Source organism: Pseudomonas quebecensis (genome assembly GCF_026410085.1).
GTDB classification, from domain to species: domain Bacteria; phylum Pseudomonadota; class Gammaproteobacteria; order Pseudomonadales; family Pseudomonadaceae; genus Aquipseudomonas; species Aquipseudomonas quebecensis.
Window position 1 is genome coordinate 601,017 of record NZ_CP112866.1, and the last position, 20,158, is coordinate 621,174.

17 protein-coding genes and 2 tRNA genes are annotated in these 20,158 nt (G+C 57.5%); 18 read left to right on the plus strand and 1 reads right to left on the minus strand.

From position 1 onward, the window contains the following. Window positions 1-11: 11 nt before the first annotated feature. From carB to OSC50_RS02900, 3 genes are read left to right on the plus strand one after another with little or no spacing between them, the layout of a single operon-like run. Window positions 12-3,233, plus strand: a complete 3,222-nt coding sequence (carB, locus tag OSC50_RS02890; protein WP_266246832.1) for a carbamoyl-phosphate synthase large subunit — start codon at window positions 12-14, stop codon at window positions 3,231-3,233. A gap of 2 nt (window positions 3,234-3,235) precedes the next feature. After that, a complete protein-coding gene (gene greA / locus OSC50_RS02895) occupies window positions 3,236-3,712 on the plus strand; it encodes a transcription elongation factor GreA (protein ID WP_253511916.1) in 477 nt (158 codons plus the stop codon). A gap of 28 nt (window positions 3,713-3,740) precedes the next feature. Then, window positions 3,741-4,145: an MFS transporter gene (locus OSC50_RS02900; protein WP_181080022.1), complete on the plus strand. Its 405-nt coding sequence runs from the start codon at window positions 3,741-3,743 to the stop codon at window positions 4,143-4,145. 9 nt (window positions 4,146-4,154) lie between these two features. Here the strand turns inward: OSC50_RS02900 and OSC50_RS02905 are convergent, their stop codons facing one another. Then, window positions 4,155-4,463, minus strand: coding sequence for a YhbY family RNA-binding protein (locus OSC50_RS02905; RefSeq protein ID WP_010206607.1), 309 nt, complete (start codon window positions 4,461-4,463; stop codon window positions 4,155-4,157). 105 nt (window positions 4,464-4,568) lie between these two features. Between OSC50_RS02905 and rlmE the strand changes: the two genes are divergently transcribed. The 15 genes from rlmE to pnp all read left to right on the plus strand — a co-directional run bounded on the left by rlmE (window position 4,569) and on the right by pnp (window position 19,867). After that, window positions 4,569-5,219, plus strand: coding sequence for a 23S rRNA (uridine(2552)-2'-O)-methyltransferase RlmE (rlmE, locus tag OSC50_RS02910; RefSeq protein WP_010206606.1), 651 nt, complete (start codon window positions 4,569-4,571; stop codon window positions 5,217-5,219). A gap of 200 nt (window positions 5,220-5,419) precedes the next feature. Continuing rightward, a complete protein-coding gene (gene ftsH, locus OSC50_RS02915; RefSeq protein ID WP_181080021.1) occupies window positions 5,420-7,330 on the plus strand; it encodes an ATP-dependent zinc metalloprotease FtsH in 1,911 nt (636 codons plus the stop codon). A gap of 8 nt (window positions 7,331-7,338) precedes the next feature. Next, complete coding sequence (folP, locus tag OSC50_RS02920) at window positions 7,339-8,190, plus strand: dihydropteroate synthase (protein ID WP_181080020.1); 852 nt, start codon at window positions 7,339-7,341, stop codon at window positions 8,188-8,190. Between the two features lie 16 nt (window positions 8,191-8,206). Next, window positions 8,207-9,544 (plus strand): phosphoglucosamine mutase, encoded by a 1,338-nt coding sequence (gene glmM / locus OSC50_RS02925; RefSeq protein ID WP_181080019.1) that lies wholly within the window; start codon window positions 8,207-8,209, stop codon window positions 9,542-9,544. 66 nt (window positions 9,545-9,610) lie between these two features. Next, window positions 9,611-10,366: a triose-phosphate isomerase gene (tpiA, locus tag OSC50_RS02930; RefSeq protein WP_181080018.1), complete on the plus strand. Its 756-nt coding sequence runs from the start codon at window positions 9,611-9,613 to the stop codon at window positions 10,364-10,366. A gap of 4 nt (window positions 10,367-10,370) precedes the next feature. Continuing rightward, on the plus strand, window positions 10,371-10,754 hold the full coding sequence (gene secG / locus OSC50_RS02935) for a preprotein translocase subunit SecG (RefSeq protein WP_253509405.1): 384 nt from the start codon (window positions 10,371-10,373) through the stop codon (window positions 10,752-10,754). A 22-nt stretch (window positions 10,755-10,776) separates the two neighbouring features. Next, a tRNA-Leu gene (locus OSC50_RS02940) sits at window positions 10,777-10,862 on the plus strand. A gap of 96 nt (window positions 10,863-10,958) precedes the next feature. Next, window positions 10,959-11,035: transfer RNA gene (locus OSC50_RS02945), tRNA-Met, on the plus strand. A gap of 140 nt (window positions 11,036-11,175) precedes the next feature. Continuing rightward, the gene (gene rimP, locus OSC50_RS02950; protein ID WP_181080016.1) at window positions 11,176-11,634 is read left to right on the plus strand and encodes a ribosome maturation factor RimP; all 459 of its coding nucleotides are present in this window, start codon (window positions 11,176-11,178) and stop codon (window positions 11,632-11,634) included. Between the two features lie 47 nt (window positions 11,635-11,681). Beyond that, complete coding sequence (gene nusA, locus OSC50_RS02955) at window positions 11,682-13,163, plus strand: transcription termination factor NusA (RefSeq protein ID WP_181080015.1); 1,482 nt, start codon at window positions 11,682-11,684, stop codon at window positions 13,161-13,163. A 27-nt stretch (window positions 13,164-13,190) separates the two neighbouring features. Continuing rightward, a complete protein-coding gene (gene infB, locus OSC50_RS02960; RefSeq protein ID WP_181080014.1) occupies window positions 13,191-15,707 on the plus strand; it encodes a translation initiation factor IF-2 in 2,517 nt (838 codons plus the stop codon). 159 nt (window positions 15,708-15,866) lie between these two features. After that, window positions 15,867-16,262 carry a 30S ribosome-binding factor RbfA gene (gene rbfA / locus OSC50_RS02965; protein WP_057725021.1) on the plus strand — a complete coding sequence of 132 codons (396 nt, stop codon included), beginning with the start codon at window positions 15,867-15,869 and terminating at the stop codon, window positions 16,260-16,262. 3 nt (window positions 16,263-16,265) lie between these two features. Continuing rightward, window positions 16,266-17,183 carry a tRNA pseudouridine(55) synthase TruB gene (gene truB, locus OSC50_RS02970; protein ID WP_034117853.1) on the plus strand — a complete coding sequence of 306 codons (918 nt, stop codon included), beginning with the start codon at window positions 16,266-16,268 and terminating at the stop codon, window positions 17,181-17,183. 115 nt (window positions 17,184-17,298) lie between these two features. Further along, complete coding sequence (gene rpsO / locus OSC50_RS02975; RefSeq protein ID WP_003176135.1) at window positions 17,299-17,568, plus strand: 30S ribosomal protein S15; 270 nt, start codon at window positions 17,299-17,301, stop codon at window positions 17,566-17,568. 193 nt (window positions 17,569-17,761) lie between these two features. After that, entirely contained in the window at window positions 17,762-19,867 is a 2,106-nt protein-coding gene (gene pnp / locus OSC50_RS02980) for a polyribonucleotide nucleotidyltransferase (RefSeq protein ID WP_181080012.1), read from the plus strand. The last annotated feature ends 291 nt before the right edge of the window (window positions 19,868-20,158 follow it).

Consider the following 20,158-nt stretch of genomic DNA (forward strand, 5'->3'; position numbering starts at 1 on the left):
GTGACAAACCCATGCCAAAACGTACAGACATAAAAAGCATCCTGATTCTCGGCGCTGGCCCGATCGTGATCGGCCAGGCCTGCGAATTCGACTACTCCGGCGCCCAGGCGTGTAAAGCCCTGCGTGAGGAGGGTTACCGCGTCATCCTGGTGAACTCCAACCCGGCCACCATCATGACCGATCCGGCGATGGCCGACGCGACCTACATCGAGCCGATCAAATGGCAGACCGTTGCCAAGATCATCGAGAAAGAGCGTCCGGACGCGCTGCTGCCAACCATGGGCGGCCAGACCGCGCTGAACTGTGCTCTGGACCTGGAGCGCGAAGGCGTTCTGGAGAAGTTCGGCGTAGAAATGATCGGCGCCAATGCCGACACCATCGACAAGGCCGAAGACCGTTCGCGCTTCGACAAGGCTATGAAGTCCATCGGCCTGGCATGCCCGCGCTCCGGTATTGCCCACAGCATGGAAGAAGCCAGCGCGGTCCTCGAGACCCTGGGCTTCCCCTGCATCATCCGTCCGTCCTTCACCATGGGCGGCACCGGTGGCGGTATTGCCTACAACCGTGAAGAGTTCGAAGAGATCTGCGCCCGTGGGCTCGACCTGTCGCCGACCAAAGAGCTGCTGATCGACGAGTCCCTGATTGGCTGGAAAGAATACGAGATGGAGGTTGTCCGCGATAAAAAGGACAACTGCATCATCGTCTGCTCCATCGAAAACTTCGATCCGATGGGTGTGCACACCGGTGATTCGATCACCGTTGCTCCGGCGCAGACCCTGACCGACAAGGAATACCAGATCCTGCGTAACGCCTCCCTGGCGGTATTGCGTGAGATCGGTGTGGAAACCGGCGGTTCCAACGTTCAGTTCGGTATCTGCCCGAACACCGGCCGTATGGTCGTGATCGAAATGAACCCGCGTGTATCCCGTTCCTCGGCACTGGCGTCGAAGGCCACCGGCTTCCCTATCGCCAAGGTCGCGGCCAAGCTGGCGGTGGGCTACACCCTGGATGAACTGTCGAACGACATCACCGGCGGCAAAACCCCGGCGTCCTTCGAGCCTTCCATCGACTACGTCGTGACCAAGCTGCCGCGCTTTGCCTTTGAGAAGTTCGCCAAGGCGGATGCGCGCCTGACCACCCAGATGAAGTCGGTGGGTGAAGTGATGGCCATCGGCCGGACGTTCCAGGAATCTCTGCAGAAAGCCTTGCGAGGCCTGGAAGTCGGCGTTTGCGGTCTGGACGAGAAACTCGACCTGAGCAATCCGGAAAGCATGAGCGTGCTCAAGCGCGAACTGACCGTGCCGGGTGCCGAGCGTATCTGGTACGTGGCGGACGCGTTCCGTGCCGGCATGACTGTCGAAGACATCTTTGGCATGAACATGATCGATCCGTGGTTCCTGGTACAGATCGAAGATTTGATCAAGGAAGAAGAGAAGGTCAAGACCCTGGGCCTGGCCAGCATCGACCGCGACATGATGTTTCGCCTCAAGCGCAAGGGCTTCTCCGACCAGCGTCTGGCCAAGTTGCTGGGTGTGACCGAGAAGAACCTGCGTACTCATCGCCACAAGTTGGAAATCTTTCCGGTCTACAAGCGCGTCGACACCTGCGCGGCGGAGTTTTCCACCGACACCGCGTACCTGTACTCCACCTATGAGGAAGAGTGCGAAGCGGCGCCGTCGGGTCGCGACAAGATCATGATCCTGGGCGGCGGGCCAAACCGTATCGGCCAGGGTATCGAGTTTGACTACTGCTGCGTACACGCCGCCCTCGCTCTGCGCGAGGACGGGTACGAAACCATCATGGTCAACTGCAACCCGGAAACCGTTTCCACCGACTACGACACCTCCGATCGCCTGTATTTCGAGCCGGTGACCCTGGAAGACGTGCTGGAAATCGTGCGCGTCGAGAAGCCTAAAGGTGTGATCGTTCAGTACGGCGGCCAAACCCCGCTGAAACTGGCGCGCGCCCTCGAAGCGGCGGGTGTACCGATTATCGGCACCAGCCCGGACGCTATCGACCGTGCCGAAGACCGTGAGCGCTTCCAGCAAATGGTTGAGCGCCTGAACCTGCGTCAGCCGCCGAACGCCACTGTGCGCAGCGAAGATGAAGCGATTCGCGCAGCCAGCAAGATCGGCTACCCGCTGGTGGTGCGTCCGTCTTATGTGCTGGGCGGCCGTGCGATGGAAATCGTCTACGAAGAAGAAGAACTCAAGCGTTACCTGCGCGACGCGGTGAAAGTCTCCAATGACAGCCCGGTGCTGCTGGACCACTTCCTTAACTGCGCCATCGAGATGGACGTGGATGCGGTCTGCGACGGCACCGACGTGGTAATCGGCGCAATCATGCAGCATATCGAGCAGGCCGGCGTTCACTCCGGTGACTCCGCATGCTCGCTGCCGCCTTACTCGCTGCCGGCCCACATCCAGGACGAGATGCGCGAGCAGGTCAAGAAAATGGCCCTCGAACTGGGTGTGGTCGGCCTGATGAACGTGCAGTTGGCTTTGCAGGGCGAAGACATCTACGTCATCGAAGTCAACCCGCGCGCGTCGCGTACCGTGCCATTCGTTTCCAAGTGCATCGGCGTGTCGCTGGCCATGATCGCTGCGCGTGTGATGGCTGGTAAGACCCTGAAGGAAATCGGCTTCACCAAGGAAATCATCCCGAACTTCTACAGTGTGAAAGAGGCGGTGTTCCCGTTCGCCAAATTCCCTGGCGTGGACCCGATCCTGGGCCCGGAAATGAAGTCCACTGGTGAAGTGATGGGCGTGGGCGATACCTTCGGTGAGGCTTTTGCCAAGGCGCAGATGGGCGCCAGCGAAGTGCTGCCGACCGGCGGTACGGCGTTCATCAGCGTGCGCGATGACGACAAGCCACTGGTTGCAGGTGTGGCCCGTGATCTGATCAACTTGGGTTTCGAAGTCGTGGCCACCGCCGGGACCGCCAAGCTGATCGAGGCTGCCGGCCTGAAAGTGCGTCGCGTGAACAAGGTAACGGAAGGTCGTCCGCACGTGGTCGACATGATCAAGAATGACGAAGTCACTTTGATCATCAACACCACCGAAGGTCGTCAATCGATCGCGGATTCCTACTCCATTCGTCGTAACGCCTTGCAGCACAAGATTTACTGCACCACCACCATTGCTGCTGGCGAAGCTATCTGCGAAGCGCTCAAGTTCGGTCCGGAAAAGACCGTGCGTCGCTTGCAGGATCTACACGCAGGATTGAAGGCATGAGCATTACCAAATACCCAATGACCGTCCAGGGTGCCAAGGCCCTGGAAGAGGAGCACGCCCACCTGACCAAGGTCGTACGTCCAAAGCTGAGCCAGGACATCGGTACGGCCCGCGAGCTGGGTGACTTGAAGGAAAACGCCGAATACCATGCTGCTCGCGAGCAGCAAGGTATGGTCGAGGCGCGGATCCGCGATATCGAAGGCCGCATGCAGAATGCTGTGATCATCGATGTGACCACTATTGCGCACACCGGCAAGGTGATTTTCGGTACGACCGTTGAAATTGCCAACGTCGAGACTGATGAGAGCGTGACTTACCACATCGTGGGTGAGGATGAAGCTGACATCAAGCAAGGCAAGATCTCTGTCGGCTCGCCGATCGCACGCGCCTTGATCGCCAAGGAAGAAGGCGACGTGGTCGCCGTGAAAACACCAAGCGGTGTGATCGAGTACGAGATTGTTGAAGTTCGTCACGTCTGAAAGACGGCGCCCGCTCCAGGCGGGCGCAATGCTCTGGCAGCTCACCCAGATGCTCTGGGTGGGTGGCTTGTGGCTGTTGCACCTTGGCGTTTTGCCGGCGTTGGGCCTGATTGGGCTGGCGCCGTTGCTGATCGATGAGCTCGATGGATTACTGAGTGCGTTGCTGGTGGGTTTTGCGGCGGCGTGCGTGATACTTCAAGTGTTGGTGCTGGTAAGGACCGAGGGCTTGGAGAGTCTGTGGCGGGATATTCGTGGGCAATTACTGTTGATGGCGCTGTATGGCTGTTCGATGTATTTCGTCGTGCATGTCTGGCTGCCGCAAGCGTTGCGCTGGCAACTATTCAGCTATCTTGTGCTAGGGTTCTCAGGCCTCGTGCTGGTGATACAGCCGGCACCGGGTTGGAGTGGCAGGGCGCGCGAAGCACGCCCTTGACCCTTGCTATCATTTGAAGCGGTGAACATTCGACAGTTGCTTGTTGACGCTGAAGTTCTTGCGATACAGCAGCGCCATCTTGCCGATAACCTGAACCAGGTCCGCTTTGCCCACCTTGCACAGTTCTGCAATGGCGGCCAGGCGTGCTTCGCGGTCAAGGATATTAACCTTGATCTTAATCAGCTCGTGATCGTTGAGTGCGCGTTCGAATTCGGCTAACACACCCTCAGTCAAACCGTTGTCTGCCACAATCAGAACTGGTTTCAGATGGTGGCCAATGGATTTGTATTGTTTCTTCTGCTCTTGAGTGAGCGGCATAATCTGACCCCTGCGTCTGATCTTGTAAAAAGCGGCGGCCAGTTTACCCGAGCGAGTCCGGGACCGCCCAGTTAATCACGACCCGTTTTATTTTCGAGGTGCCCAGTGGCCCGTTCCAAAACCAGCCTTAAGTGGCTACAAGAGCATTTCAACGACCCTTACGTCAAAAAGGCGCAGAAGGACGGCTACCGCTCCCGGGCCAGCTACAAGCTGCTGGAGTTGCAGGACAAGGACAAACTATTCCGCCCCGGCATGAGTGTGATCGACCTCGGAGCGGCGCCTGGCGGCTGGTCACAGGTTGCCAGTCGTCTGATTGGTGGGCAGGGGCGGTTGATCGCTTCCGACATTCTGGAGATGGACAGCATTCCGGATGTAACCTTTGTACATGGGGATTTCACTCAGGATGCGGTACTGGCCGAGATTCTTGAAGCCGTGGGAAATTCGCAGGTAGACCTTGTGATTTCCGACATGGCCCCCAATATGAGTGGATTACCGGCTGTTGATATGCCGCGCGCCATGTTCCTGTGCGAATTGGCGCTGGATCTGGCGGGCCGGGTATTGCGTCCGGGGGGTGATTTCCTGGTCAAGGTCTTCCAGGGGGAAGGTTTCGACGAGTATCACAAGAACATCCGTAAGCTATTCGACAAGGTTCAGATGCGCAAACCGGACTCTTCCCGGGATCGGTCCCGCGAGCAATACCTGTTGGCGCGTGGGTTCCGTGGCATTGAAGGCGCTGCCAGCGATGAGCGTCTTTAAAGGTTTGAAGGGAGTCGATAGGTTTTTTTATATCGCTTTCGTCATGAAGCTTTACGAATATTGTGTAGTCAAAGTTTCACAAAGGGTTACAGACGGCGCCTGCCAGAGTTGTAGGTAATGTAGTAAGTTAGGCCGGTGAATATCATGCGAAGCGCGCGCCAGCAGCGGAGCTTGCTTCAGAGGGTAGTTAATTGAACGATATGGCAAAGAATCTGATCCTGTGGTTGATCATCGCGGCTGTCCTTGTGACGGTGATGAACAACTTCTCCAGCCCTAACGAGCCGCAGACCCTCAACTATTCCGACTTCATCCAGCAAGTCAAGGATGGCAAGGTTGAGCGCGTAGCGGTAGATGGCTATGTGATCACCGGCAAGCGTAACGATGGCGACAGCTTCAAGACCATTCGTCCGGCAATTCAGGATAACGGTCTGATCGGCGATCTGGTCGATAACCACGTGGTGGTTGAAGGCAAGCAGCCTGAACAGCAGAGCATCTGGACCCAGCTTCTGGTGGCCAGTTTCCCTATTCTTGTGATCATTGCAGTCTTCATGTTCTTCATGCGCCAGATGCAGGGCGGCGCGGGGGGCAAGGGCGGACCGATGAGTTTCGGTAAGAGCAAGGCACGCCTGCTGTCCGAGGATCAGGTGAAAACCACGCTGGCTGATGTTGCCGGCTGCGATGAGGCCAAAGAAGAAGTCGGTGAGCTGGTCGAATTCCTGCGCGATCCGGGCAAATTCCAGCGTCTTGGCGGTCGTATTCCGCGCGGCGTGCTGATGGTCGGCCCTCCGGGTACGGGTAAAACCTTGCTGGCCAAGGCAATTGCCGGTGAAGCCAAGGTGCCGTTTTTTACCATTTCCGGTTCTGACTTCGTCGAGATGTTCGTCGGTGTCGGTGCCAGCCGTGTTCGCGATATGTTCGAGCAGGCCAAGAAACATGCGCCGTGCATTATCTTCATCGATGAAATCGACGCTGTTGGTCGTCATCGTGGTGCTGGCATGGGCGGTGGTCATGATGAACGCGAACAGACGCTCAACCAGCTGCTGGTAGAGATGGACGGCTTCGAGATGAATGACGGCATCATCGTCATCGCCGCGACCAACCGTCCTGACGTGCTTGACCCGGCCTTGCTGCGTCCAGGCCGTTTTGACCGCCAGGTGGTGGTTGGCTTGCCTGATATTCGCGGGCGCGAACAGATTCTGAAAGTGCACATGCGTAAAGTGCCGATGGGTGACGATGTGGCTCCGGCCGTGATTGCCCGTGGTACTCCTGGTTTCTCCGGTGCTGACCTTGCCAACCTGGTGAACGAGGCATCGCTGTTTGCCGCGCGTACCGGCAAGCGCATTGTAGAAATGAAAGAGTTCGAGCTGGCTAAAGACAAGATCATGATGGGCGCCGAGCGCAAGTCCATGGTCATGTCTGAAAAAGAGAAGCAGAACACTGCCTATCACGAAGCCGGTCACGCGATCGTGGGGCGCGTCGTGCCTGAGCACGACCCGGTGTACAAGGTTTCGATCATTCCGCGAGGTCGCGCACTTGGCGTGACCATGTTCCTGCCAGAAGAGGATCGCTACAGCCTCTCCAAGCGTGCGCTGATCAGCCAGATCTGCTCGCTTTATGGTGGACGGATTGCCGAAGAAATGACCTTGGGCTTTGACGGTGTGACCACCGGCGCTTCCAACGACATTATGCGAGCCAGTCAGATAGCGCGAAACATGGTGACCAAGTGGGGCTTGTCTGAAAAACTCGGTCCTTTGATGTATGCCGAGGAAGATGGCGAGGTGTTCCTGGGTCGTGGTGGTGGCGGTCAAAGTGCCAGTTTTTCGGGTGAGACTGCCAAGCTGATCGATTCCGAGGTTCGCAGCATCATTGACCAGTGCTACGGTACGGCCAAGCAGATCCTGACCGATAACCGCGACAAGCTGGATGCCATGGCCGATGCGCTGATGAAATACGAAACCATTGATGCCGATCAGATCGACGACATCATGGCAGGTCGTCCGCCGCGCGAACCTCGCGACTGGGAAGGCGGTTCAGGCACCTCGGGCACTCCGCCCGTGGTTCAGAATGAACGCCCTGAAACCCCGATCGGCGGTCCTGCAGCCGAACACTAAGGTTTGAAATGACTTCTGTGTTGCCCTCCACCCGGTTGCCTTGCGGCAGCCGGGTTCTTGATTTGGCCCATACACACGTCATGGGTATCCTCAATGTAACCCCCGATTCCTTTTCTGATGGCGGCCGATTCAGTCAGCAGGACGCTGCGTTGCGTCATGCCGAGGCGATGGTGGCGGCTGGCGCGACGTTGATCGATGTCGGTGGTGAGTCGACTCGGCCTGGTGCCCGTGTGGTTTCTCCTCTTGAGGAGTTGGAGCGGGTCGCTCCGGTTGTCGAGCGTATTGCCCGGGAGTTGGACGTCATCATCTCCGTTGATACTTCGACCCCCGCAGTGATGCGCGAAACTGCTCGTTTGGGGGCTGGCTTGATCAATGATGTGCGGTCACTGCGGCGCGATGGCGCGTTGGACGCAGCTGCCGCTACCGGGTTGCCGGTGTGCCTCATGCACATGTTGGGCGAGCCCGGCACTATGCAGGACAACCCGCATTACGACGATTTGGTGGGAGAGGTGACAGGCTTTCTCGCTGAGCGGATTGCCCAATGTGCTGCCGTGGGTATTGCGCCGGAGCAGATCATCCTTGATCCGGGTTTTGGATTCGCCAAAACCCTGCAACATAATTTAAGCCTGTTCAAGCACCTGGAGTCCTTGCATGCCCTTGGTCGGCCCCTGTTGGTAGGGGTGTCGCGCAAGAGCATGATAGGGCTGGCGTTGAATCGTCCGGTGGGTGAGCGTCTGTATGGCGGACTTGCACTGGCGGCACTCGCCTTGACCAAAGGCGCGCGAATTCTGCGCGTGCACGATGTCGCCGAGACAGTGGACGTGGTGCGTATGATTGCCGCTGTAGAATCAGCCGAATAAGAATGATGGAGCACTTATGACTAAAAAATATTTTGGCACCGACGGAATCCGTGGTCGGGTCGGCGAGTTCCCGATTACCCCTGACTTTATGCTCAAGTTGGGATGGGCGGCGGGGATGGCGTTCCGCAGCATGGGCGCGTGTCGCATCCTGGTGGGCAAGGACACTCGAATTTCGGGGTATATGTTCGAGTCTGCGCTGGAGGCCGGGTTGTCCGCGGCTGGGGCCGATGTGATGCTGCTGGGGCCAATGCCCACGCCCGCCATCGCCTACCTGACGCGTACCTTCCATGCCGAGGCGGGCATTGTTATCAGTGCTTCGCATAACCCTCATGATGACAACGGTATCAAGTTTTTCTCGGGTCAAGGTACCAAGCTGCCCGATGAGATTGAGCTGATGATCGAGGAGTTGCTGGATGCGCCGATGACAGTGGTCGAATCCAGCAAGTTGGGCAAGGTCTCGCGTATTAACGACGCGTCCGGCCGTTACATTGAGTTCTGCAAGAGCAGCGTGCCAAGCAGCACCAATTTCGCCGGGTTGAAGATCGTTGTCGATTGCGCCCACGGTGCAACCTACAAGGTGGCGCCGAGCGTGTTCAAGGAGTTGGGTGCACAGGTTACTGTGTTGTCGGCCCAGCCTAACGGCTTGAACATCAACGACAACTGCGGCTCTACCCATATGGAGCAGTTGCAGGCCGCAGTATTGGCCGAGCATGCAGACCTGGGTATCGCTTTCGATGGCGACGGCGACCGTGTTCTGATGGTGGATCACACAGGTACCATCGTGGATGGCGATGACTTGTTGTTCATTATTGCTCGCGACCTGCATGAGCGTAACAAGTTGCAAGGGGGTGTGGTCGGCACCTTGATGAGCAATCTCGGGCTCGAGCTCGCCCTGGCAGATCTGGGCATTCCCTTTATTCGCGCCAATGTCGGTGATCGTTATGTCATCGCAGAGCTGCTCGAGCGTAATTGGCAGATAGGTGGTGAGAACTCGGGCCATATCGTGTGCTTCCAGCACACCACGACCGGTGATGCGATTATCGCCGCGCTGCAGGTGCTGCTTGCCTTGCGTCGTCGCGAGGAAAGCCTGGCTCAGGCGCGGCAGGCGTTGCGTAAGTGTCCGCAAGTGCTGCTGAACGTGCGGTTCGGTGGAGGCGAAAACCCGATTGAGCACCCTGCGGTCAAGGACGCTTGTGAGCGCGTAACCCTGGCGATGGAAGGGCGTGGGCGGGTATTGCTGCGCAAGTCGGGCACGGAGCCTCTGGTGCGTGTCATGGTCGAGGGTGAAGATGAAACACAGGTTCGCGGCCACGCTGAAGACCTGGCAAAACTGGTAACTGAAGTTTGCGCCTGAATTCGGCTTGCCAGTGATGAAAGGGTTGGGTAACATCTGCGCCCACTTTGACCGACGAGGTACAGCATGCGTCGCACTATGGTAGCTGGTAACTGGAAGATGCACGGTACCCGCGCCAGTGTCGCTGAGCTGATCAATGGCCTTCGTCACTTGGCCTTGCCTGGCGGTGTCGATGTTGCGGTTTTCCCGCCTTGCCTGCATATCGCCCAAGTGGTTGATGGCTTGAAGGGTAAGTCGATCCAGGTCGGCGCGCAGAATTCTGCGGTGGAAGCCATGCAAGGTGCGTTGACCGGCGAAATTGCGCCGAGTCAGCTGGTCGATGCGGGATGTTCCTTTGTGCTTGTCGGGCACTCCGAGCGCCGTCAGATGATGGGTGAGCGCGATGGGATGCTCAATCGCAAGTTCGCAGCGGCACAGGCATGCGGTCTGATCCCAGTGTTGTGCATAGGGGAAACCCTGGAGCAGCGCGAATCGGGCAAGACTCTTGAGGTTGTCTCGCGTCAGCTGGGCAGCATCATCGAAGAGTTGGGTGTTGGTGCGTTTGCAAAAGCGGTCATCGCATACGAGCCGGTCTGGGCCATTGGCACCGGGCTGACTGCTACACCGCAACAGGCGCAGGATGTGCACGCAGCCATCCGCGCGCAGTTGGCGGCAGAGAATTCTGAAGTCGCACAAGGTGTGCGTCTTCTATACGGCGGCAGCGTGAAGGCGGCCAATGCGGTCGAACTGTTCGGCATGCCGGATATCGATGGGGGGCTCATTGGTGGAGCTTCCCTGAATGCAGATGAGTTCGGTGCGATCTGTCGCGCCGCGGGAAACTGAAAAAATGCTGGAAACAGTCGTGGTCGTTTTTCATCTGTTGGCTGCACTGGGCGTAGTTGCCCTGGTTTTGCTGCAACAGGGTAAAGGTGCGGATGCTGGTGCGTCTTTCGGTGCAGGTGCTTCAAATACTGTATTCGGAAGCCAAGGTTCCTCTACCTTTCTTAGTAAGTTTACTGCTATACTTGCCGCCGGTTTCTTCATAACCAGCTTGGGGTTAGGTTACTTTGCTAAAGAGAAAGCTCATGTGCTGACTCAAGTAGGTTTGCCAGATCCAGCAGTGTTGGAAGTACCAAAAGCAAAACCGGCTTCTGATGATGTTCCGGTGCTTCAAGAGCAAAAGTCGGCTACTCCAGCGACTGACGTACCTCCAGCTCAAGAGCAGAAGTAAGAAGAGTTGTAAACGTTGTATTGCCGAGGTGGTGGAATTGGTAGACACGCAACCTTGAGGTGGTTGTGCCCATAGGGTGTAGGGGTTCGAGTCCCCTTCTCGGTACCAATTATCAGGAGAGCCCGCTGTTGCGGGCTTTCTTGTAGGTGGAAGGTTACATTGACCCTGCAAGGGATCGGTCGTATACTTCCGCCCCAGCTTTGTCGCGGGGTGGAGCAGTCTGGTAGCTCGTCGGGCTCATAACCCGAAGGTCGTCGGTTCAAATCCGGCCCCCGCAACCAGTTTTAGCGGAGCCCCTTTTAAGGGGCTTTTTGTTAGCTGGACACTTTCAACGCCGCTGTTCGACGGCGTTTCAAGGATGGGCGTTTCGCCCATTTTTTTATTTTGCACAGCATGCACATACATGCACGAGGGGGTTCAGGTGTCGAGCAAGCTAGAAGAGTTGCAGGCCTTGCTGGCCCCGGTGGTCGTGGCCCTAGGCTATGAATGCTGGGGTATTGAGTTTTCGGCTCAAGGTCGCCACTCAATGTTGCGCGTTTATATCGATAAAGAGGGCGGTGTGCTGGTGGACGATTGTGCCATTGTCAGCCGTCAGATCAGTGGTGTGTTGGATGTTGAAGATCCGATCTCCGTTGAATACACCCTCGAAGTTTCCTCGCCAGGCATGGAACGCCCACTGTTCACTCTTGAGCAGTTTGCTAAATATGCCGGTGAACAAGTGAAGATCAAGCTGCGATCTCCCTTTGAAGGGCGACGCAACTTTCAGGGCCTTCTGCGCGGTGTAGAAGAACAGGATGTCGTGGTGCAGGTAGAAGACCATGAATTCCTGTTGCCGATCGATATGGTCGACAAGGCCAACATTATTCCCAGTTTTGACTGAGACGCGGATCCCGCGGATCCAATGGCTTGCGAAAGGCGAGGCGTACGATGAGCAAAGAAGTACTGCTGGTTGTTGAGTCGGTATCCAATGAAAAGGGCGTACCGGCAAGCGTGATTTTTGAAGCGTTGGAGCTGGCCCTGGCCACTGCTACCAAAAAACGTTTTGAGGACGAAGTTGATCTGCGTGTGGAAATCAATCGCCACACCGGTGCCTATGAGACTTTCCGTCGCTGGACAGTCGTCGAAGAGGCCGATCTTGACGATCCGGCTATTGAAACCTGGCCGAGCAAGGTTGCTGAAACGCATCCTGGTGCCAAGGTTGGCGATGTGGTCGAAGAAAAAATCGAATCGATCGAATTCGGCCGTATTGCTGCACAGACCGCCAAGCAGGTCATCGTGCAGAAAGTCCGCGAAGCTGAGCGCGCTCAAGTCGTTGACGCCTATCGCGAACGCCTGGGTGAAATCATCTCCGGCACCGTTAAGAAAGTCACCCGCGACAACGTGATCGTCGATCTGGGCAATAACGCCGAAGCGTTGCTGGCTCGTGAAGACATCATCTCTCGCGAAACCTTCCGTGTGGGCGTGCGCTTGCGTGCGCTGCTCAAGGAAATCCGCACCGAGAACCGCGGCCCTCAGTTGATCCTGTCGCGTACCGCTCCGGAAATGCTGATTGAGCTGTTCCGTATCGAAGTGCCGGAAATTGCCGAAGGCCTGATCGAAGTCATGGCGGCGTCCCGCGACCCGGGTTCGCGCGCCAAGATTGCGGTCCGCTCCAAAGACAAACGCATCGACCCGCAAGGTGCCTGCATTGGTATGCGCGGTTCGCGCGTCCAGGCGGTGTCTGGCGAATTGGGCGGTGAGCGCGTGGACATTGTCCTGTGGGACGATAACCCGGCGCAGTTCGTGATCAACGCCATGTCGCCGGCTGAAGTGGCGGCAATTATCGTTGACGAAGATGCCCATGCGATGGACATCGCCGTTGGCGCAGACAATCTGGCTCAGGCCATTGGTCGTGGTGGTCAGAACGTGCGTCTGGCCAGCCAACTGACCGGTTGGACCCTGAACGTGATGACCGAATCGGACATCCAGGCTAAGCAGCAAGCTGAAACCGGTGACATCCTGCGCAACTTCATCGAAGAGTTGGAAGTCGATGAAGAGCTGGCACAGGTGCTGGTAGATGAAGGCTTCACCAGCCTGGAAGAGATTGCCTACGTACCGTTGGAAGAAATGCTCAACATCGACGGCTTTGACGAAGATATCGTCAACGAGCTTCGCGCTCGGGCCAAGGATCGCTTGTTGACTAAAGCCATCGCTACTGAGGAAAAGCTGGCAGACGCCCATCCGGCCGAAGACCTGCTCTCGCTTGAGGGTATGGACAAGGATTTGGCGATGGAACTGGCGGTGCGCGGCGTAATTACCCGCGAAGACCTGGCCGAGCAGTCTATTGACGATCTGCTCGACATCGACGGCATTGACGAAGATCGTGCCGGCAAGTTGATCATGGCCGCCCGAGCCCATTGGTTCGAGTAACTAGGCGCGGCCTGAGGAGAGAAGTGCATGACGCAAGTCACGGTGAAACAACTGGCCGATGAGGTCAAAACACCGGTAGAGCGCCTGTTGCAGCAGATGCGTGAGGCAGGTCTGCCGCACACCGCCGCCGATGAAGGTGTGAGCGATAGTGAGAAGCAGTCTTTGCTGACTCACTTGAAGAGCAGCCACAAGGCGAAAGTGGAAGAACCGCGCAAGATTACATTGCAGCGCAAAACCACCAGCACCCTGCGTGTTGCGGGTAGCAAGAGCATCAGCGTTGAAGTACGCAAGAAGAAAGTCTTCGTACAGCGCAGCCCGGAAGAAATCGAAGCCGAGCGTAAACGCGAACTGGAAGAACGTCGCGCAGTAGAAAATGCTGCTCGTCAGAAGGCTGAAGAAGAAGCCAAGCGTCGCGCCGAAGAAGAAGCGCGTCGCCAGCCTGCTGCTGCGCAACCTGCTAACACTGAAGCGGTTGCCGCTCCTGTTGAAGCTGTGCGTGAGGCCGCTCCGGTGGCTGCAGCACCTGCTCCGGCAGCAGATGCCCGCAAGCGCGACGAGCCTCGTCGTCCGGACAAACCACGTGCCGACGATAACAATCGTCGCGGTGGTGGCGGTGATGGCGAGCGCAAAAACGCTCCGCATCGTGCTTCGGTCAAAGAGAAAGCGCCTGCTCCACGCGTTGCCCCACGTACAACCGACGAAGAAAGCGATGGCTTCCGTCGTGGTGGTCGCGGCAAGGCCAAGCTGAAGAAACGCAACGCCCACGGTTTCCAGAGCCCAACCGGCCCTGTCGTGCGTGAAGTGAAGATCGGCGAGACCATCACTGTGGGCGATCTGGCCCAGCAGATGTCGGTCAAGGCTGCTGAAATCATCAAGTTCATGTTCAAGCTGGGCACTCCGGCTACCATCAACCAGGTACTGGACCAGGAAACTGCTCAACTGGTTGCTGAAGAGCTGGGCCACAAAGTGACCCTGGTCAGCGACACCGCCCTGGAAGATTCCCTGGCCGAGTCCCTGAAGTTTGAAGGTGAAGCGGTTTCCCGTGCACCGGTTGTGACCGTAATGGGCCACGTTGACCACGGTAAAACCTCCCTGCTCGACTACATCCGTCGTGCCAAGGTGGCTGCTGGCGAAGCCGGTGGTATTACCCAGCACATCGGCGCTTACCACGTTGAAACCGACCGTGGCATGGTGACGTTCCTCGACACCCCTGGTCACGCCGCGTTTACCGCGATGCGTGCCCGTGGTGCCAAGGCGACCGACATCGTGATCCTGGTGGTTGCAGCGGACGACGGCGTAATGCCACAAACCATCGAAGCCGTTCAGCATGCCAAGGCAGCTGGCGTTCCGCTGGTAGTCGCCGTGAACAAAATCGACAAGCCGGGCGCCGATCTCGATCGCATCCGTAGCGAACTGTCGGTTCACGGCGTGACGTCGGAAGAGTGGGGTGGCGACACTCCATTCGTACCGGTTTCCGCAAAAATGGGTACTGGCGTTGACGAACTGCTTGAAGCCGTTCTGCTGCAAGCCGAAGTCCTGGAACTGACCGCTACCCCATCGGCTCCTGGCCGTGGTGTTGTGGTTGAATCCCGCCTCGACAAAGGCCGTGGCCCGGTTGCGACCGTGCTGGTTCAAGACGGTACCCTGCGCCAAGGCGACATGGTACTGGTCGGTTCGAACTACGGCCGTGTACGTGCCATGCTCGACGAGAACGGTAAGCCAATCAAGGAAGCCGGTCCGGCCATCCCCGTCGAGATTCTCGGCCTGGACGGTACCCCGGACGCTGGCGACGAGATGAGCGTGGTTGCCGACGAGAAGAAAGCCCGTGAAGTGGCTCTGTTCCGTCAAGGCAAGTTCCGTGAGGTCAAGTTGGCCCGTGCTCACGCCGGCAAGCTTGAAAACATCTTCGAGAACATGGGCCAGGAAGAGAAGAAGACGCTTAACATCGTCCTCAAATCTGACGTACGTGGTTCCCTCGAAGCGTTGAACGGCGCCTTGAACGGCCTGGGTAACGACGAAGTGCAAGTGCGTGTTGTCGGTGGCGGTGTCGGTGGTATCACCGAATCCGACGCCAACCTGGCACTGGCTTCCAACGCTGTACTGTTTGGCTTCAACGTGCGTGCCGATGCCGGCGCTCGCAAGATTGTCGAGCAGGAAGGCCTGGACATGCGTTACTACAACGTCATCTACGACATCATCGAAGACGTCAAGAAAGCCCTTACCGGCATGCTTGGCAGTGACGTTCGGGAGAATATCCTGGGTATCGCCGAGGTGCGTGACGTGTTCCGCTCGCCGAAATTCGGTGCGGTTGCCGGCTGCATGGTTGTCGAAGGTACTGTGTACCGTAACCGTCCTATCCGTGTACTGCGTGAAGACATCGTTATTTTCGAAGGCGAGCTGGAATCCCTGCGCCGCTTCAAGGATGACGCGTCTGAAGTACGTGCCGGCATGGAGTGCGGTATCGCGGTCAAGAGCTACAACGACGTCAAGGTTGGCGACAAGATCGAAGTCTTCGAGAAGGTTCAGGTTGCTCGCAGCCTCTGACTCGCGCACTTCCGGAGCCACGCGGCGCGTGGGCATGCAAATGCCCCGCGCAGCGTACGGACTCTAAACGCAACGCCCGGTCTGGCTTTTGTCAGGCCGGGCGTTTGCCGCTTTCAGACCCCACGGGTTTCACCGTGTGGCAGTAACAGGTAACAAGACATGGCAAAAGAATACAGCCGTACCCAGCGTATCGGCGATCAGATGCAGCGCGAGCTGGCTCAACTGATCCGTCGCGAAGTCAAAGACCCGCGCGTTGGCCTGGTCACCATCACCGCTGTGGAAGTGAGTCGCGACGTGGGTCACGCGAAGATCTTCATCACCGTGATGGGGCAGGACAGCAGCGAAGAAATCGCGCAAAGCATCAAGGTGCTTAACGCTGCAGCAGGCTTCCTGCGCATGCAGTTGGCCCGTGAAATGAAGCTGCGCAGCGTTCCTCAGTTGCACTTCCACTACGACGAAAGCGTCGTACGCGGCGCGCACCTGTCGGCATTGATCGAGCGTGCCGTGGCTGAAGACAGCCAGCACCCGTCCACACCTGAAGACGCCAAGGAGTAAGCGGTGGCTCAGGTCAAACGTATCCGTCGCAATGTCAGCGGCATTATTCTGCTCGACAAGCCCATTGGCTTTACCTCCAATGCCGCGCTGCAGAAGGTCCGCTGGCTGCTCAACGCCGAAAAGGCCGGGCACACCGGGAGTCTCGATCCGCTGGCCACCGGTGTATTGCCGTTGTGCTTCGGCGAAGCCACCAAGTTTTCGCAGTACCTGCTCGATTCCGACAAGGGTTACGAAACCCTGATGCAGCTGGGCAAGACCACCACCACGGCCGATGCCGAAGGTGATGTTCTGCAGGTTCGCGATGTGACCGTTGGTCGTGCTGATATTGAGGCTGCTTTACCCGCTTTTCGCGGGGAAATCAGTCAGATACCGCCAATGTACTCGGCCCTCAAGCGTGATGGGCAGCCGCTTTACAAGTTGGCGCGTGCGGGTGAAGTAGTGGAGCGCGAACCGCGTTCTGTTACTATTGCGCGCTTGGAATTGCTCGCCTGTGAAGGCGACACCGCGCGCCTGGCGGTGGACTGCAGCAAAGGCACCTATATCCGTACCCTGGTGGAAGATATCGGTGAAAAGCTCGGTTGCGGCGCGTACGTTGCAGAGCTGCGGCGCACACAGGCCGGCCCTTTCAGCCTGGCACAGACCGTGACCCTGGAAGAGCTGGAAGCGGTGCATGCCGAAGGCGGCAATGAAGCGGTTGATCGCTTTTTGATGCCATCGGACAGTGGGCTGCTGGATTGGCCATTGCTGCACTTCTCGGAGCACAGCGCGTTCTACTGGCTCAACGGCCAGCCGGTACGCGCGCCGGATGCCCCGAAGTTCGGCATGGTGCGGGTACAGGATCATAACGGTCGCTTTATCGGTATCGGTGAAGTGAGCGAAGACGGGCGCATCGCGCCGCGTCGACTGATTCGGTCAGAATGACCGAACGAGTGTGGCTGTTAACAGGCATGGTCAACACTCATTTTTAGATACAGGGATTTGTCCCTGGCCTGTTGAAACCATCCTTTGGGTGGTTTCCTGAAAGAAGGATTGCCTCATGGCTCTCGACGTTCAAGAAAAAGCACAAATCGTAGCTGACTATCAGCAAGCTGTTGGTGACACTGGTTCGCCAGAAGTGCAAGTTGCACTGCTGACCCACAACATCAACAAGCTGCAAGGTCACTTCAAGGCCAACGGTAAAGACCACCACTCCCGTCGTGGTCTGATCCGCATGGTAAACCAGCGCCGTAAGCTGCTGGACTACCTGAAAGGCAAGGATCTGGGTCGTTATCAGGCTCTGATCGGTCGCCTGGGTCTGCGTCGCTAATAAGCGATTGCGCTAGAGGTTGGTTGTCTGCCGTGTGTCAGTGCGATTGCGCTGGCCCATGGCAGGCTCCCAGCCTCAAGTTTTATCTGGATACACGTTTTACCCTGGACGAGCGTCGGGCCGATTCCCGGCATTGCCCAAGAATTTCGCAAGAAGACAAGTTCCCCAAGAGCCACAAAGAAGGTAGGACACCGTGAACCCGGTTATCAAAAAATTTCAGTTCGGTCAGTCGACCGTTACCCTCGAGACAGGCCGTATCGCCCGTCAAGCCTCCGGCGCAGTGCTGGTTACCGTTGATGACGACGTCACCGTATTGGTGACCGTTGTGGGTGCCAAGACCGCTGACCCAAGCAAAGGCTTCTTTCCTCTTTCCGTTCACTACCAGGAAAAGACTTACGCTGCCGGTAAGATCCCTGGCGGTTTCTTCAAGCGTGAAGGCCGTCCTTCCGAGAAAGAAACCCTGACGTCCCGACTGATCGATCGCCCGATCCGTCCACTGTTCCCAGAAGGCTTCATGAACGAAGTGCAGGTTGTCTGCACCGTCGTTTCCACCAGCAAAAAGACCGATCCGGACATCGCTGCGATGATCGGTACCTCGGCTGCCCTGGCCATCTCCGGCATTCCTTTCGATGGCCCGATCGGTGCTGCCCGTGTTGCGTTCCACGAAAGCACCGGCTACCTGCTGAACCCGACTTACGAGCAACTGAAAGCATCGAGCCTGGACATGGTCGTTGCCGGTACCTCGGAAGCCGTACTGATGGTTGAATCGGAAGCCAAAGAGCTGACCGAAGACCAAATGCTGGGCGCTGTATTGTTTGCCCACGACGAGTTCCAGGCCGTTATCAAAGCGGTCACCGAGCTGGCTGCCGAAGCCGCCAAGCCAACCTGGACCTGGGCGCCACAGGCTGAAGCGACCGAGCTGCTGGCCGCGATCCGTTCCGAGTTCGGTGCTGCCATCTCCGACGCCTACACCATCACCGTCAAGGCCGACCGCTACGCTCGCCTGGGCGAGCTGAAGGATCAGGTTGTGGCCAAGCTGTCCGGCGAAGAAGGCCAGCCTTCCGCCAGCGACGTCAAGGCAGCTTTCGGCGAAATCGAATACCGCACCGTTCGCGAAAACATCGTTAACGGCAAGCCACGTATCGACGGTCGCGACACCCGCACCGTGCGTCCGCTGAACATTGAAGTCGGCGTCCTGCCGAAGACTCACGGTTCGGCTCTGTTCACCCGTGGTGAAACTCAGGCGCTGGTTGTTGCAACGCTGGGCACCGCCCGTGACGCGCAACTGCTGGACACGTTGGAAGGCGAGAAAAAAGACCCCTTCATGCTGCACTACAACTTCCCTCCTTTCTCGGTGGGCGAGTGTGGTCGCATGGGCGGTGCCGGTCGTCGCGAAATCGGTCACGGCCGTCTGGCTCGTCGTTCGGTTCAGGCCATGCTGCCGGCTGCTGACGTGTTCCCTTACACCATCCGCGTGGTATCGGAAATCACCGAATCCAACGGTTCCAGCTCCATGGCTTCCGTGTGCGGTGCTTCCCTGGCGCTGATGGACGCTGGCGTACCGATGAAGGCACCGGTTGCCGGTATCGCCATGGGCCTGGTTAAAGAAGGCGAGAAGTTCGCCGTCCTGACCGACATCCTGGGCGACGAAGACCACCTGGGCGACATGGACTTCAAAGTAGCCGGTACCGCCAAAGGTGTGACCGCGCTGCAGATGGACATCAAGATCAAGGGCATCACCGAAGAGATCATGGAAATCGCCCTGGGCCAAGCCCTGGAAGCGCGCCTGAACATCCTCGGCCAGATGAACCAGATCATTGGTCAGTCGCGTACCGAGCTGTCGGAAAATGCCCCGACCATGATCGCGATGAAGATCGACACCGACAAAATCCGTGACGTTATCGGTAAAGGCGGCGCGACCATTCGTGCAATCTGCGAAGAAACCAAGGCCTCGATCGATATCGAAGACGACGGTTCGATCAAGATCTTCGGTGAAACCAAGGAAGCTGCGGAAGCCGCGCGTCAGCGCGTGCTGGGTATCACTGCGGAAGCCGAGATCGGCAAGATCTACGTCGGTAAGGTTGAGCGCATCGTCGACTTCGGCGCATTCGTCAACATCCTGCCAGGCAAGGACGGTCTGGTTCACATCTCCATGCTGAGCGATGCTCGCGTTGAAAAAGTGACCGACATCCTCAAGGAAGGCCAGGAAGTGGAAGTGCTGGTACTGGACGTGGACAACCGCGGCCGTATCAAACTGTCCATCAAAGACGTGGCAGCGGCCAAAGCTTCGGGTGTTTAACCACCCTGGTTTTTGAGCTGAGAAAAGGACTCTACGGAGTCCTTTTTTTATGCGCGATGGAAAATGCCTGAAAATCAGACGGTTAATGCGTATTCAAAAGCCGCAACTTGCATGCAGGAGCAGGGGGCTTCATGCAATATGCACGATTCCGAAATTAGCCATGTTTTATAACCCATTGTTTTTTAAGGATTTAATCGTCCGAACAGAATTGGCACAGTGTCTGCAATATCCCTGTTAACGCTGCAGCATCAAGGTTTACACGCTGCAGACTTTTGATAAAACAGGAGTTAC

Excerpts from the sequence above, each read along its gene's own strand:
- carB (WP_266246832.1), top strand. The coding sequence starts at position 12 with ATGCCAAAACGTACAGACATAAAAAGCATCCTGATTCTCGGCGCTGGC.
- OSC50_RS02900 (WP_181080022.1), top strand. The coding sequence starts at position 3,741 with ATGCTCTGGCAGCTCACCCAGATGCTCTGGGTGGGTGGCTTGTGGCTG.
- OSC50_RS02905 (WP_010206607.1), bottom strand. The coding sequence starts at position 4,463 with ATGCCGCTCACTCAAGAGCAGAAGAAACAATACAAATCCATTGGCCAC.
- ftsH (WP_181080021.1), top strand. The coding sequence starts at position 5,420 with ATGGCAAAGAATCTGATCCTGTGGTTGATCATCGCGGCTGTCCTTGTG.
- folP (WP_181080020.1), top strand. The coding sequence starts at position 7,339 with ATGACTTCTGTGTTGCCCTCCACCCGGTTGCCTTGCGGCAGCCGGGTT.
- glmM (WP_181080019.1), top strand. The coding sequence starts at position 8,207 with ATGACTAAAAAATATTTTGGCACCGACGGAATCCGTGGTCGGGTCGGC.
- tpiA (WP_181080018.1), top strand. The coding sequence starts at position 9,611 with ATGCGTCGCACTATGGTAGCTGGTAACTGGAAGATGCACGGTACCCGC.
- secG (WP_253509405.1), top strand. The coding sequence starts at position 10,371 with ATGCTGGAAACAGTCGTGGTCGTTTTTCATCTGTTGGCTGCACTGGGC.
- nusA (WP_181080015.1), top strand. The coding sequence starts at position 11,682 with ATGAGCAAAGAAGTACTGCTGGTTGTTGAGTCGGTATCCAATGAAAAG.
- infB (WP_181080014.1), top strand. The coding sequence starts at position 13,191 with ATGACGCAAGTCACGGTGAAACAACTGGCCGATGAGGTCAAAACACCG.
- rbfA (WP_057725021.1), top strand. The coding sequence starts at position 15,867 with ATGGCAAAAGAATACAGCCGTACCCAGCGTATCGGCGATCAGATGCAG.
- rpsO (WP_003176135.1), top strand. The coding sequence starts at position 17,299 with ATGGCTCTCGACGTTCAAGAAAAAGCACAAATCGTAGCTGACTATCAG.